At 57.0% G+C, this 12,937-nt stretch carries 10 protein-coding genes; all 10 read left to right on the top strand.

The window, feature by feature from the left end; all coding sequences use genetic code 11:
* Nucleotides 1-8: 8 nt before the first annotated feature.
* On the top strand, nucleotides 9-1,958 hold the full coding sequence (shc, locus tag VFU50_17240) for a squalene--hopene cyclase (protein ID HEU5234609.1): 1,950 nt from the start codon (nucleotides 9-11) through the stop codon (nucleotides 1,956-1,958).
* A 132-nt stretch (nucleotides 1,959-2,090) separates the two neighbouring features.
* A complete protein-coding gene (gene hpnH, locus VFU50_17235; GenBank protein HEU5234608.1) occupies nucleotides 2,091-3,209 on the top strand; it encodes an adenosyl-hopene transferase HpnH in 1,119 nt (372 codons plus the stop codon).
* Nucleotides 3,210-3,344: 135 nt separating this feature from the next.
* Nucleotides 3,345-3,749: a hypothetical protein gene (locus tag VFU50_17230; GenBank protein HEU5234607.1), complete on the top strand. Its 405-nt coding sequence runs from the start codon at nucleotides 3,345-3,347 to the stop codon at nucleotides 3,747-3,749.
* A gap of 37 nt (nucleotides 3,750-3,786) precedes the next feature.
* A complete protein-coding gene (locus tag VFU50_17225; protein ID HEU5234606.1) occupies nucleotides 3,787-4,749 on the top strand; it encodes a S1/P1 nuclease in 963 nt (320 codons plus the stop codon).
* 91 nt (nucleotides 4,750-4,840) lie between these two features.
* Nucleotides 4,841-5,398: a sigma-70 family RNA polymerase sigma factor gene (locus VFU50_17220; protein HEU5234605.1), complete on the top strand. Its 558-nt coding sequence runs from the start codon at nucleotides 4,841-4,843 to the stop codon at nucleotides 5,396-5,398.
* Nucleotides 5,395-6,159 (top strand): anti-sigma factor, encoded by a 765-nt coding sequence (locus tag VFU50_17215; GenBank protein ID HEU5234604.1) that lies wholly within the window; start codon nucleotides 5,395-5,397, stop codon nucleotides 6,157-6,159. Before VFU50_17220 ends, VFU50_17215 begins: the two co-directional genes overlap by 4 nt.
* A gap of 87 nt (nucleotides 6,160-6,246) precedes the next feature.
* A complete protein-coding gene (gene treZ, locus VFU50_17210; GenBank protein ID HEU5234603.1) occupies nucleotides 6,247-8,154 on the top strand; it encodes a malto-oligosyltrehalose trehalohydrolase in 1,908 nt (635 codons plus the stop codon).
* 13 nt (nucleotides 8,155-8,167) lie between these two features.
* Nucleotides 8,168-10,354, top strand: a complete 2,187-nt coding sequence (locus VFU50_17205; GenBank protein HEU5234602.1) for an amylo-alpha-1,6-glucosidase — start codon at nucleotides 8,168-8,170, stop codon at nucleotides 10,352-10,354.
* Between the two features lie 54 nt (nucleotides 10,355-10,408).
* Complete coding sequence (gene ligD / locus VFU50_17200; GenBank protein HEU5234601.1) at nucleotides 10,409-12,331, top strand: non-homologous end-joining DNA ligase; 1,923 nt, start codon at nucleotides 10,409-10,411, stop codon at nucleotides 12,329-12,331.
* 44 nt (nucleotides 12,332-12,375) lie between these two features.
* Nucleotides 12,376-12,937 (top strand): class IV adenylate cyclase (locus VFU50_17195; protein HEU5234600.1); only part of this gene is annotated, 562 nt, incomplete at its 3' end.

Here is a 12,937-nt window from a genome sequence, read left to right as displayed (position 1 = left end):
GGCAAGCTATGGACGAATCCCCCCGTCGCCCTGTGCAGATGGTGTTTGGCAAAATCGATGACATTGCCAGCCGCGTAGCCGCAGCGGTGGATGGCGCGCGTCGATTCCTCTTCTCAACGCAAGATCCCGAAGGCTTCTGGTGCGGCGAACTCGAAGCCGATACCACCCTAGAATCCGATTACATCCTGCTGCACACGCTGCTTGGGACGCGCGATGAAGTGCGCCTGCAGAAGACCGCACGGGAGATCATTCGCCATCAGAACGAAGATGGCGGGTGGCCGATTTACCACGGCGGTCCTTCGAATATCAGCGCAACGGTGAAAGCGTATCTGGGACTGAAGCTCACCGGACACAGGCCCGACGATCCCATTTTGGTCCGCGCGCGTGAGCGCATATTCGCGCTCGGTGGCGTTACTGCGGTCAACACCTTTACGAAGATCTATCTCTGCTTCCTCGGACAGTACGACTACGATGCCGTCCCTGCAGTCCCGCCGGAGATCGTGCTATTCCCGAAGTGGTTCTGGTTCAACATTTACGAAATTTCGTCATGGTCGCGCGGCATTCTTGTGCCGCTCTCGATCTGCTATGCGAAGAAGCCGTTCAAGAAGATTCCCGACGAGATGGGGATCCAGGAGTTGTTTCCCGACGGACGCCACAACACTGATCTGCGTCTGAAGTGGAGTGACAAGCTCATCAGTTGGCGCAACTTCTTCCTGGTGCTCGATCGTCTTACGCACTGGTTCGAGGCGGTTCACGTGCGCCCGCTGCGCTCGATTGCCTTGAAAGCTGCCGAAGAATGGATGATCGAACACATGGAGATGAGCGACGGACTGGCCGCCATCTATCCGGCGATTATGAATTCGATCATCGCGCTGCGATGCCTGGGCTACTCGACCGACGATCCGCAGGTGATCCGTGCAATCGATGAGTTCGAAGCGCTCGGAATCGAGGAGGAAGAAACCTTCCGCATGCAGCCCTGCAAATCGCCTGTATGGGACACGGCATATGCTGCGTTCGCGCTCGGCGAAGCCGGAGTGCCGGCGACCGATCCGCGCATGGTGGCCGTTGGGGAATGGCTGCTGCAGAAGCAGGTCACGCACAGGGGCGACTGGTCAGTGAAGGTGAAAGATGCGGCGCCCGCGGGCTGGTATTTCGAGTTCAACAATGAGTTTTATCCCGACGTGGACGATACCGCGATGGTCGCGCTCGGTCTGAGCAAAATTCAGGTGCCGAACGAGCGTTACCAGCACGAATCGGTACAGCGAGCGATCGACTGGATCTTTGCCATGCAGTGCAAGGATGGTGGGTGGGCATCGTTCGACAAAGACAACGACAAGATGATGTTCGAGCACATTCCCTTCGCCGATCACAACGCCATGCTCGATCCAGCGACGGTGGACATCACTGGCCGCATCCTCGAGTGTCTCGCGACCTACGGTTATACACAGAGCGATCGCCGCGTGAAGAAGGCGCTCGAATTCCTGAAACGGAAGCAGGAATCCGATGGCTCATGGTTCGGGCGCTGGGGCGTCAATTACATTTACGGGACGATGCTCGTTTTGCGCGGAATGGAAGCCATGGGTGTGGACAATCACGAGCCCTGTATTCAGCAGGCCGCGGAGTGGCTGCGCATGTACCAGAACTCGGATGGCGGATGGGGCGAGAGTTGCATGTCGTACGACGATCCCACTAAAAAGGGGCTAGGTCCGAGCACACCCTCACAAACGGCGTGGGCGATTATGGGATTGCTGGCGGCTGGCGACACTCGCAGTGACGCTGTGGCCCGCGGCATTGCATATCTGCTGCGAACGCAGCGCAAGGACGGCGGTTGGGATGAGCCGCAGTACACAGGAACCGGATTCCCTCGGGTATTTTATTTGGCGTACCACCTGTATCGGGTGTACTTCCCATTGATCGCGCTCACGACATACGGGAAGGTATGTACAGAACGCAATTAGCATTGTCATTCCGACCGTAGGGAGGAATCCCTACCGTGCCCAAACGGTATCGGTATAAATAGGGATTCCGCGCCGCCAAAGCACGCGGTTCGGAATGACAAGAGAAGAAGCAGGACAGAGGAGAGAAGGAATTTGCCGGGACCAATCTCACAAATGTGGACGGTATCGACTTACGTCCTTAAGCAGAAGCTGAAAGGACGCAAGCGCTATCCGCTCGTGCTCATGCTCGAACCCCTCTTCCGCTGCAACCTGGCGTGCGCCGGATGCGGCAAGATCCAGTACCCCGCTCACATCCTCAAACAGCAGCTCACGCCGGAAGAATGCTTCCGTGCCGTTGACGAATGCGGCGCGCCGGTGGTCAGCATCCCGGGCGGCGAACCGCTCATGCATTCCGAGATCGATAAGATCGTGGAAGGCTTGGTCTCGCGCAAGAAGTACATTTACCTCTGCACCAACGCGCTGCTGCTCAAAGAGAAGCTCGATCTGTTCAAGCCCAGTAAGTACCTGACCTTCTCGGTTCACATCGATGGTCAACGCGAGCACCACGATTTTTCCGTCTGCCGCGAAGGTGGATACGACATAGCAGTCGAAGGCATTCGCGAAGCGATCCGTCGCGGCTTCCGCATCACAACCAACACGACGCTGTTCGACGGCGCTGATCCCAACAGCGTGCGTTCGCACTTCGACGAAATGATGAAGCTTGGCGTGGAGAGCATGATGCTCTCGCCGGGCTATTCGTACGACAAGGCACCGGACCAGAAGCACTTTCTCGGACGTGCCCGCACACGCCGGCTTTTCCGCGCCATCTTGTCTAATCGCAAGAAGAGTTGGCGGTTTAATCAGTCGCCCCTATTTCTTGAATTCCTGATGGGCAAGCAACAGTATTCATGCACACCGTGGGGCATGCCAACGTTCAACATCTTCGGCTGGCAGAAGCCTTGCTATCTGTTACAAGACGGATACGCCGACACGTTCCAGGAGTTGATGGAAGCAACCGAGTGGCACATGTACGGTACCGAATCGGGAAATCCGCGCTGCGCGAACTGCATGGTGCATAGCGGCTACGAGGTTTCGGCAGTCGATCACACGTTCAGCTCACTGCGCGGATTCCTGCAGACCATCCGCGCGACTTTTGCGAGCCATAAGGACGAAGGCGCGCTGAAACTGCTGAACGATCCAGTGCGGCCGGTGCACGCGTTTAATCCGCTGGTACAGATTGAGACAAACAGCGAACAACTCACCCGGAGTTAACACGAAGGCCACGCATCGATAAGTCAGTACGGTTCGCGGTAGCGAATGGGTGAACAGACACAATCGAGCTAACCCGATCCGCTACCGCGGACGGTACTGACTTTGTGATCTTCGTGGTAACCCAACGGAGTTTTGATGAGCATCAATCCAGAGACCCTCGAAGTAGCTCCAGGCACAGCGCACGAAAAACTCGAAGGCTGGCTTCCCAATCTAGGAAGCGAAGAAGACATTCGACAAGCACTGGAAAAAGCCTTTGACTATCGAGGCGATGTGGCCATCACGCGAAAAGATGGCAGCAGGATCGAAGGCTATGTCTTTGACCGCAAAACAGGAAAAAGCCTCGCCGATTCATTCGTTCGCATTATCCCCAACAACGCCCGCGAAAAGCTCTCCATTCCCTACTCCGATATCGTCGCTCTAAAATTCAGCGACCGCGATCCCGCGGCCGGCAAGAGCTTCGAAGCCTGGGTAAAGAAATACTGGGAAAAGCGTGCAGCCGGAGAGAAAAACATCCAACTCACGCCTGAAGCGCTCGAGTAAGCGTCAATAAGGGCACCGAGCAGGTAGAATTTCCGCGATGAAATTGAAAGCCCTGTGTTGCTCGTTCGTTCTTCTACTCGTCTCAGCATCTTCGACGCCGGCTCATGCCTGGGGGTGCGAAGGTCATCAGATCGTCGCCCTGATTGCGATGAAGCACCTGCAGCCGCAGGTCGCCGGACAGGTGAATGCGATTCTCGCGACGGCGCCGGTCAACTCCGCTCTTCGCCGCTATTGCCGCAATCTCGGCCTGCCTCCAATCGCCGATGCGGCCACCTGGGCCGACGATTATCGGGCTGAGCAGCCCGATACCGGTCCTCTGCACTACGTCAATATTCCTTTGAACGTCACGCGCGACAAATACGACGTGTCGCAAATGTGCCAATCGGGCTGCGTGATCGATGCGATCAATAAGTACGTTCAGCAGCTCAAAACCAGCAAGGATGCCGCCGCCCGTGGCGACGCTCTGCGCTTTGTCATTCACCTGGTCGGCGACATTCATCAGCCGCTCCACGATGAAGACAACAGCGACGAAGGCGGAAATTGTGTGCCGGTTGCCTTCGAAGATGAGGCGCCGCGCCTTACGAGCCCGCAGCGCGAAGACTACTTCCCGAATCTGCACTCGGTTTGGGATACCGGTCTTCTCGAGAGCCTCCTTGACGATCACGACATGACGGTCGAGGAGTTCGCCGACTTTATCGACATCCGCTATCACTCCCGAGCTCCTCGGTGGAACGTCGGTCAGCCAATCGATTGGGCCTGGGAGGGACACGACGCTGCCGTCACCGCCTACCGTGCTCTGCCTGCTTTCATTCCCCGTGAGCCCGGAAACAAAGTCAGTTCATGCGCCGACAACCACATCGGCAAGCGCATGGCCGACCTGCATATTGATTTGGGTGCCCGGTACGACGATGTGTCGCATCCGATTGTCGAAGAACAGCTTGCGAAAGCAGGCGTGCGCTTGGCGACGCTGCTCAACTCCGCTCTGGGAAGTGGCCGCTGAGTGACTTGTCTCCGTGTGCGTTAGAATCGGCCTTCACCTCCTCGGAAATGCAATCCGAGCGACGACACTGATTCGTTCTTAAGGAAAGGAAATGAGCTCGGCCACGAGCGCCAAAGACCACTCCCAGGTGACGGATTCCATGCTGATCTCCCGCATCCGCGCCGGCGACCAAGACGCGCTTGCCGTGCTGCATGACCGTTACGCGCAGGTGGTGTATTCGGTGGCGCTGCGCGTGCTGGGCGATACTGCGCAGGCCGAAGACATCCTGCAGGAAATCTTTCTGCAACTTTGGAGGAAGCCGGAGACGTTCGATTCAAATCGCGGCAGTCTCGGCGCCTGGCTCGCTGTAATCGCACGGCATCGTGCAATCGACCAGTTGCGTAGGAGGCGTCCGGAGTCGGATATCGACGACGTAGTCATTTCCATCGATTCCGATTTGGAACAGACGGCGGACCGCAATCGGGCGATTGCCAGAATCCGCAGCGCAGTCGAGCAGTTGCCGCTTGAACAACGCCGAGCGCTGGAGCTTGCTTTCTTTCATGGCCTCACGCATTCCGAAGTTGCGGCCAAAACAGGCGAGCCGCTGGGAACAATCAAGACGCGCATTCGAGCAGCTCTGGCAGCGCTCAGAAAGGGGCTCGCGGCATGAGAGATCATCAGCAATTCGCAGACGATCTAGCGCTCTATGCGCTGCACGAGCTGCCTGCCTCCGATACCGCAGAATTTCGCGAGCACCTCAAGGAATGCGCAGGCTGCCGACGCGAACTGGAAGAAATCAATTCGCAAATGGCCATGCTGGCGTTGTCGAGCGTGGGGTCTGCCCCTCCACAGCGTTCGCGTGAGCGGCTGCTTCAGGCAATCAGGACCGAGCCGCCGCGGGTGCGGCGAGTGGTGATGCGCAGGCCATGGTGGAGCTTCGTCCCCACTTTTGCGGCAGTGCTGCTGGCTATCTTCGGACTGATGCTTTGGCGCGAGAACACCAGCTTGCGAAACAGACTCGAAGCGACGCAGCAGCGCTTCGAGCAGCAGCAGGGAGATCTGGATCGTGCACGGCTTGTCCTGGATGCACTCACGTCACCCGAGTCGTCGCACTTCGCGCTGGTTTCGGTGAAAGACCAGCCGGTTCCTGAAGGCAAGGCCAGCTACATGCGCAAGACAGGGACAGTGGTCTTCACTGCTCAGCATCTGCCGCCTTTGCCGCCGGAAAAGACGTACCAGTTGTGGCTCGTGCCGGCCAGCGGCACCAAACCAATGCCGTGTGGAACCTTCAAGCCCGATACCAACGGAAACGCAGCCATGGTCACCCCCTACGCGGAGAAAGATGCCTGGCCCAAGATGTTCGCCGTAACCATCGAGGCTGAAGGTGGGAGTCAGACGCCGACGATGCCGCTGGTGATGACGGGCTCCTAAGTGGCGGACTGAAGCCTTTCCGCATCTCACTTTTTGCATCTGACTTTATGTTGAGACGCTGCTTTCTTTGCGTCCACTTCTTCCGCGATGAATCCCATTCTGAAAGAACCCCAGTCTGTAACTCGCACGCTTGCCGTTGGACCAGAATTGCAGCCCGGCGGAGGTACCCATTTTCGCGTGTGGGCACCCAAGCGGCGCTCTGTTGAGATCGTTTTTTTCGAAAGCGACCGTGAGCCTGGCAAATCATTTCCGCTCGATCGCGAAGATGACGGCTACTTCTCCGGCTTCTTAGCAGATGCAAACGCTGGAACCCGCTACAAGCTGCGCGTCGATGGCAACGAGACTTTTCCCGATCCGGCGTCGCACTGGCAGCCTGAAGGGCCGCATGGAGTTTCTGCAGTCGTCGATCACCAGAAGTTTGCCTGGACGGACAAGGATTGGCCCGGCGTCAGCATTCGCGGACAGGTCATTTACGAACTGCACATCGGAACCTTCACACCAAGTGGCACTTACGAATCAGCAAAAGAGAAATTGCCGTTGCTGAAAGAACTTGGTGTCACTGTCGTCGAAGTGATGCCTGTGGCGTGTTTCCCCGGAGAGTTTGGCTGGGGTTATGATGGAGTGAACCTCTACGCTCCGTACCCCCGCTACGGCACTCCCGACGACTTCCGCAGCTTTGTCGATTACGCGCACAGCATCGGCTTGGGAGTAATTCTTGACGTTGTCTACAACCACGTGGGTCCAGATGGGAATTACCTGACGCAGTTCTCTGATGACTACTTCCATCGCGAGCACACGACCGAATGGGGAGACGCGATCAACTTCGATGGCGAGAACAGCGGACCGGTGCGCGATTTTTTCGCAGGCAATGTCGAGTACTGGATTCGCGAGTATCACCTCGATGGTTTGCGCTTTGACGCGACGCAAGCCATCGTCGATCGATCTCGTGAGCACATTCTCGCGGATATGGCGCGTCGCGCTCGCGCCGCAGCAGGTAATCGCGAGATCATCCTCGTCGCTGAGAATGAAGCACAGGAAGCAAAGATCGCCAAACCTGTCGAGCGCGGCGGCTACGGCTTCGACGCGCTCTGGAACGATGACTTCCATCACAGCGCCATCGCCGCTTCCACGGGGATGAGGCAGGCTTACTACACAGATTATTCCGGCACTCCGCAGGAGTTCATTTCGGCGATCAAGTACGGCTATCTCTATCAGGGCCAGTACTACAGTTGGCAAAACAAGCGCCGAGGTGAAACTACGCTCGGAATGGAGCCAGCGGCATTCGTCACGTTCATCGAAAATCACGATCAGGTCTCGAACTCAGCCCACGGCAAGCGTCTGCACCAGCTCACGAGTCCGGGACGTTATCGCGCACTCACGGCGCTTACGCTGCTTGGCCCGGGAACTCCGCTGCTATTTCAAGGCCAGGAATTCGGATCCAGCAAGCCATTCCTCTTTTTTGCCGATCACAATCCAGAGTTGGCAAAGCTCGTGCATAAAGGTCGCGCAGAATTTCTCGCGCAGTTTCCTCAGCTCAAATCCGAGGAGATGCGCGCCCGCGTTCCCGATCCGGCGAGGCGAGAGACTCTCGATGCCTGTAAATTGGATTGGAGCGAATGGGAGCGAAACTCGCATTTTGTAGCGCTGCATCGCGATCTGCTGCAGCTTCGGCACACGGATCCGGCATTTCGTATGCAGCTATACGGACGAGTTGACGGCGCAGTAATCGCGCCACAGGCCTTCGTGCTGCGATACTTCGTCGAGGCTGGTCAGGATCGCCTGCTCGTCATAAATCTCGGCGCCGATTTGGATCTGCGCCATGCACCCGAACCTCTGCTCGCCGCGCCTGAGAACAAGCGTTGGCAAGTCCTCTGGTCGAGCGAAGAAATGAAGTACGGAGGATCGGGATACATGAACCCCGATTCGGACCAGGGCTGGCGAATTCAGGGCGAGTCGGCGACCGTGCTTGCGCCGGCCACGACCGAAGGCAACTGAGAACAAGACCGACTTGGTCAAGACGCAAGACATCCCGATCCTGTACCGCCGCGGAAAGAACACACCTGATCGCCGCATTCTCGACAGCATCACGCGCGAGTTCTCGTGGGACGCTTCCCACAACGGGCACGATCAAGAACGCTGGGAGACGCTGCTCACACGCGAGTGGCTCGTCACCAATGGCCTTGGCGGTTATGCATCCGGCACGGTTAGCGGCGCACCCACCCGACGCTTCCATGGCGTTCTCATCGCCGCGCTTCCCAGTCCGCATGGAAGAACGATGATGCTGAACGATGTCTCCGAGCAGGTGCTTCTTCCAGGCGGTGAACTCATCGACCTCGGTGGTGAAGAAACATCAACCGGAGTTTCGAATTTCCGCGCGCTCTCGCATCTGCAGGCATTCCGGCTGGAAGCTGCACTGCCCGTTTGGATTTATCGCTTCAACTACGGAAAAAACGCGCTCGAAAAGCGTATTCATCTCGTTCATCGGCAGAACACAGCACACCTCACTTATCAGTGGCACGGCGCGGCAGGAGTAACCCTGCGCCTTCGTCCAGCGATGCATTTTCGTCCGCACGAGGGACAGCTCTCCGGTCTTGATCCGAAACGCTACACATGCGAAGTCAAAGAAGACTGGCTCGAGATCAGCAACCATTCCGAGTTGCCCATTCTGCGCATCGGCATTAATCGTGAGAACGCTGCCTTTCATCCAGACGAAAAAACGATTCCCGATCTGCGCTTTCGTGTGGAGGCGGATCGCGGCTACGACTACGAAGGCGATTTGTGGTCACCCGGATACTTCGAACTCCAGCTTGAGCCCGAAAAGCCCGTCAGTTTGATCGCATCAACCGAATACCAGCAGGCGATTGAAGCGCTTGATCCCAACGAGGCGTTCCATGCCGAAATGGAACGACGACGGCGGCTAATCAGCGTAGCCAACCCTGGCTTGCAGGATGCATTCGGTGGAGAACTCGTTCTCGCCGCCGATCAATTCCTGATCACACCCACAGGACGGGTTGCCGACACGGCGCGAGCGCTCGCTGCAGGCGACGAGATCCGCACCGTCATCGCCGGCTATCACTGGTTCACTGACTGGGGCCGCGACACCATGATCAGCCTCGAAGGGCTGACGCTCGCGACAGGTCGTCACGCCGAAGCTGGATACATCCTGCGCACGTTTGCTCATTACATACGCGACGGTCTAATTCCGAATATGTTTCCCGAGGGCAAGAACAGCGGCCTGTATCACACAGCGGACGCCACGCTGTGGTTCTTCCACGCGGTCCACAAATACGTGCAGTACACAGACGACCGCGCAACTCTTCGCCTACTTCTGCCGCAGCTCTGCGACATAGTCGATTGGCATGTGAACGGCACTCGGTTCGGTATCAAAGTCGATCCGAAAGACGGACTTCTCGCGCAAGGAGCCGACGGCTATCAGCTCACATGGATGGACGCCAAGGTCGGCGATTGGGTCGTAACTCCGCGTCGCGGCAAAGCCGTGGAGATCAATGCGCTTTGGTACAACGCGCTGCGGCTGCTGGAGGAATGGACGCGCGAAGAACGTAGTGAAGAGTCGGCACAGAAATTCTCGAGCTATGCCAATCGCGCTTTCGATTCATTCAACCAGCGCTTCTGGTACCAGGAAGGACGGTATCTGTATGACGTGGTGGACGGCGAAGATGGAAAAGCAGATCCGGCACTGCGTCCGAATCAACTGTTTGCGATCTCGCTGGAACATCCCGTTCTGGAACAGCGCTACTGGGCGCCAGTGCTCGATATTGTCGAGCGCAAGCTGCTGACGCCGGTTGGCCTGCGTTCACTGTCTCCCGATCATCCAGATTACAAGCCTCGCTACTTCGGCGACCTGCGTGCCCGTGATGCTGCGTACCATCAGGGCACAGTGTGGGCGTGGCTGATCGGGCCTTTCATCGACGCCTGGTTGAACCTGCACCCAGGAGCTTTCTCGCAGGCGAGAAAATTTCTTTCAGGATTCACAGATCATCTGAGTGAAGGCTGTATCGGCTCGGTGAGTGAAATCTTCGACGCCGATCCGCCATTCACGCCACGCGGCTGCATCGCACAAGCCTGGAGCGTCGCAGAACTGCTTCGATGCTGGGTAAAAACATCAGCGGCGGATTCGCCGGCGGCTCAGGAGCAGGATATTGAAAGTTCTACGAGCGATTTTGTTATCGGCTGAGCGGTTCGCGTGGAGATAACGGTCTTGCTGTAACCTGTAAGTCGCCTTACATCTATGGCTCTCGACGAATACAAACGCAAGCGCAGTTTCGATCGAACGCCCGAGCCTCCTCCTAAGCTCGATCCCAAAAAGGGTTTTCGATTCGTTGTTCAAAAGCATCGTGCTTCTCATCTGCACTATGACTTCCGCCTCGAAATGGAAGGAGTGCTGAAATCATGGGCAGTGCCAAAAGGGCCATCGCTCGATCCCATCGACAAACGCCTGGCCATGCAGGTGGAAGATCATCCGGTGTCTTACTTCCACTTTGAAGGCATCATTCCGCCCAACAACTACGGAGCGGGCACGGTAATGGTTTGGGACACAGGAACCTGGGAGCCGCTAAGAGAAGACTATTCGGACCATCCGGCCAACCGCAGCGAGCGCGAGAAACAGGCAGCAGCCATGCTGGCCAAGGGAGATCTCAAATTCCGCCTTCATGGGCAAAAACTCAAGGGCGACTTCGTGCTGGTGAAGATGCGTTCGCGGCGCGCAGGTTCAAAAGGCACCGAATGGCTTTTGATGAAGAAGCGTGACGGTAGCGCAGTCACCGGCTATGACATTGATAACTACGACTACTCCGTACTGACTCGCAAAAGCCTGGCTCAGATTGCCGGCGACGAAGGCGCCCGGGAGTGGCAGAGCAATCGTTCGGCATCATCGGGAAAGGCGACCGGCAAGAATGCCTGGCTTGCCGATTCCATCGCCCAGCACGATAGGCAGGCCCGCACCCAGCAAAAGAAAAAAGCAAGCGCGACTGCTTCAGCCGCAAGCGAAAAACCGGCAGGATCGAATCCCAAAAAGAAACCCTCGAATTCCAATTCGGCTTTGTCCAATCGCGGGCCCAAAAAAGCTGGCTCTCAAAGTGATGGTGCCTTTGGATTGGATAAGCTCAAAGGCGCGGTCAAAGCGCCGATGCCGTCGACGATTCGGCCGATGCTGGCAACGCTGGTTGATGACGCATTCGATGACGACGACTGGCTCTATGAAATCAAGTGGGATGGCTACCGCTCTGTGGTTTTCTTCGGCGAGGACGGCGAACGTTCGCTGCGAATGGTATCGCGCAACCAGAATGATCAGACGAACGAATTCCCAGAATTGCACGCGATAGCCGACAGCTTGCACTGCCGCTCGTGCATCGTGGATGGTGAGATCGTTGCCCTCGACGAAGATGGGCGAGCCTCGTTCAGCCTGATGCAGCAGCGCAGTGGACTATCTCTGGATGGCAAACGCCGATCGCCCGACCACAGCGTTTTCATCATGTATTACGCCTTCGATCTGCTCTACCTCGAGGGCTACTCGCTGCTGAACGTTGATCTGGAAGAAAGGAAAAAGCTCCTTGTCGCTGTAGTCCGGCCGAGCCAGGTTCTGAAGATATCCGATCATTTCGTCGCCAATGGACATGCTTTGCTCGATGCTGCGCGTCAGCAGAAGCTCGAAGGAATAGTCGCCAAACGGCGCAAGAGCTGTTATGTGCAGAAGCGCAGCAGCGAGTGGTTGAAGATCAAGATTACGCAACGGCAGGAGTGCGTGATCGGAGGCTACACCGATCCGCGCGGCAGTCGCGAGCATTTCGGGTCGCTGGTACTTGGACTGTATGACAAACAAGGCAACCTGGTGCCGGTCGGACAGGCTGGGAGCGGCTTTACTCATACGTCACATGCCGAAATGTGGAAGAAACTCCACAAGCTTGAGACGAAGCAGAATCCCTTCACGGGAAAGGTGGACAGCCCGCGCAAGGTGCATTTTGTTAAGCCGGAGCTGGTGGCTGAAATCAAGTTCACTGAATGGACGCACGAGACGGATATCGGCGGAATCAAGATGCGCGCACCAGTCTATGAAGGGTTGCGCGAGGACAAGAACCCGCGAGAGTGCGTCTTCGAATTCAAGCATCCGGTCCTCGAAGAAGTCAGCAAAGCAGAACGTGGCAAAGCATCGTAAGCCGCATTGCATCCCCAGTACATCTGTTTCCATAGAATTTCTACATGCCCGCTGAAGAAGTCGAAATCAAAGTCCGAATTGGTGATCTCGGCGACCTCTCCCGCAAGCTCACTGCGGCAGGATTCCATCTGGTCACGCCGCGCACTCACGAGATGAACACGCTTTACGACTTCAGCGATGGCCGACTGCGCACACGCGGAGAGGTGCTGCGCATCCGCAAATACGGCTCCAAGTGGACGTTAACTCACAAGAGCAAAGGCAATGCGGGCAAGCACAAATCGCGCGTCGAAACCGAAACGGAACTCGCGGATGGCGAAGCGCTGGCACATGTATTCGAAGCCATCGGCTTGGGTCCGTCTTTTCGCTATGAAAAGTACCGCGCTGAGTGGAGCGACGGGCAAGGCCATGTAGTAGTCGATGAAACACCCATCGGCAACATCGCTGAACTGGAAGGCTCGCCTGACTGGATCGATCACACAGCAGGAGTCCTGGCGATAGGGGAATCTGAGTACATCACCGCAAGCTACGCTCAGATGTTCAGTGAGTGGAAAACAAGAACCGGTAGCAAAGCTCGCGAGATGACGTGGGCCGAAACGGGAAGTCAGT

The sequence above is a fragment of the Terriglobales bacterium genome, from assembly GCA_035764005.1.
In the GTDB taxonomy this organism is placed as follows: domain Bacteria; phylum Acidobacteriota; class Terriglobia; order Terriglobales; family Acidobacteriaceae; genus Gp1-AA112.
This window is presented reverse-complemented; position numbering and strand designations above follow the sequence as displayed.

Excerpts from the sequence above, each read along its gene's own strand:
- ligD (HEU5234601.1), top strand. The coding sequence starts at position 10,409 with ATGGCTCTCGACGAATACAAACGCAAGCGCAGTTTCGATCGAACGCCC.
- treZ (HEU5234603.1), top strand. The coding sequence starts at position 6,247 with ATGAATCCCATTCTGAAAGAACCCCAGTCTGTAACTCGCACGCTTGCC.
- VFU50_17225 (HEU5234606.1), top strand. The coding sequence starts at position 3,787 with ATGAAATTGAAAGCCCTGTGTTGCTCGTTCGTTCTTCTACTCGTCTCA.
- VFU50_17230 (HEU5234607.1), top strand. The coding sequence starts at position 3,345 with ATGAGCATCAATCCAGAGACCCTCGAAGTAGCTCCAGGCACAGCGCAC.
- shc (HEU5234609.1), top strand. The coding sequence starts at position 9 with ATGGACGAATCCCCCCGTCGCCCTGTGCAGATGGTGTTTGGCAAAATC.
- VFU50_17215 (HEU5234604.1), top strand. The coding sequence starts at position 5,395 with ATGAGAGATCATCAGCAATTCGCAGACGATCTAGCGCTCTATGCGCTG.
- VFU50_17220 (HEU5234605.1), top strand. The coding sequence starts at position 4,841 with ATGAGCTCGGCCACGAGCGCCAAAGACCACTCCCAGGTGACGGATTCC.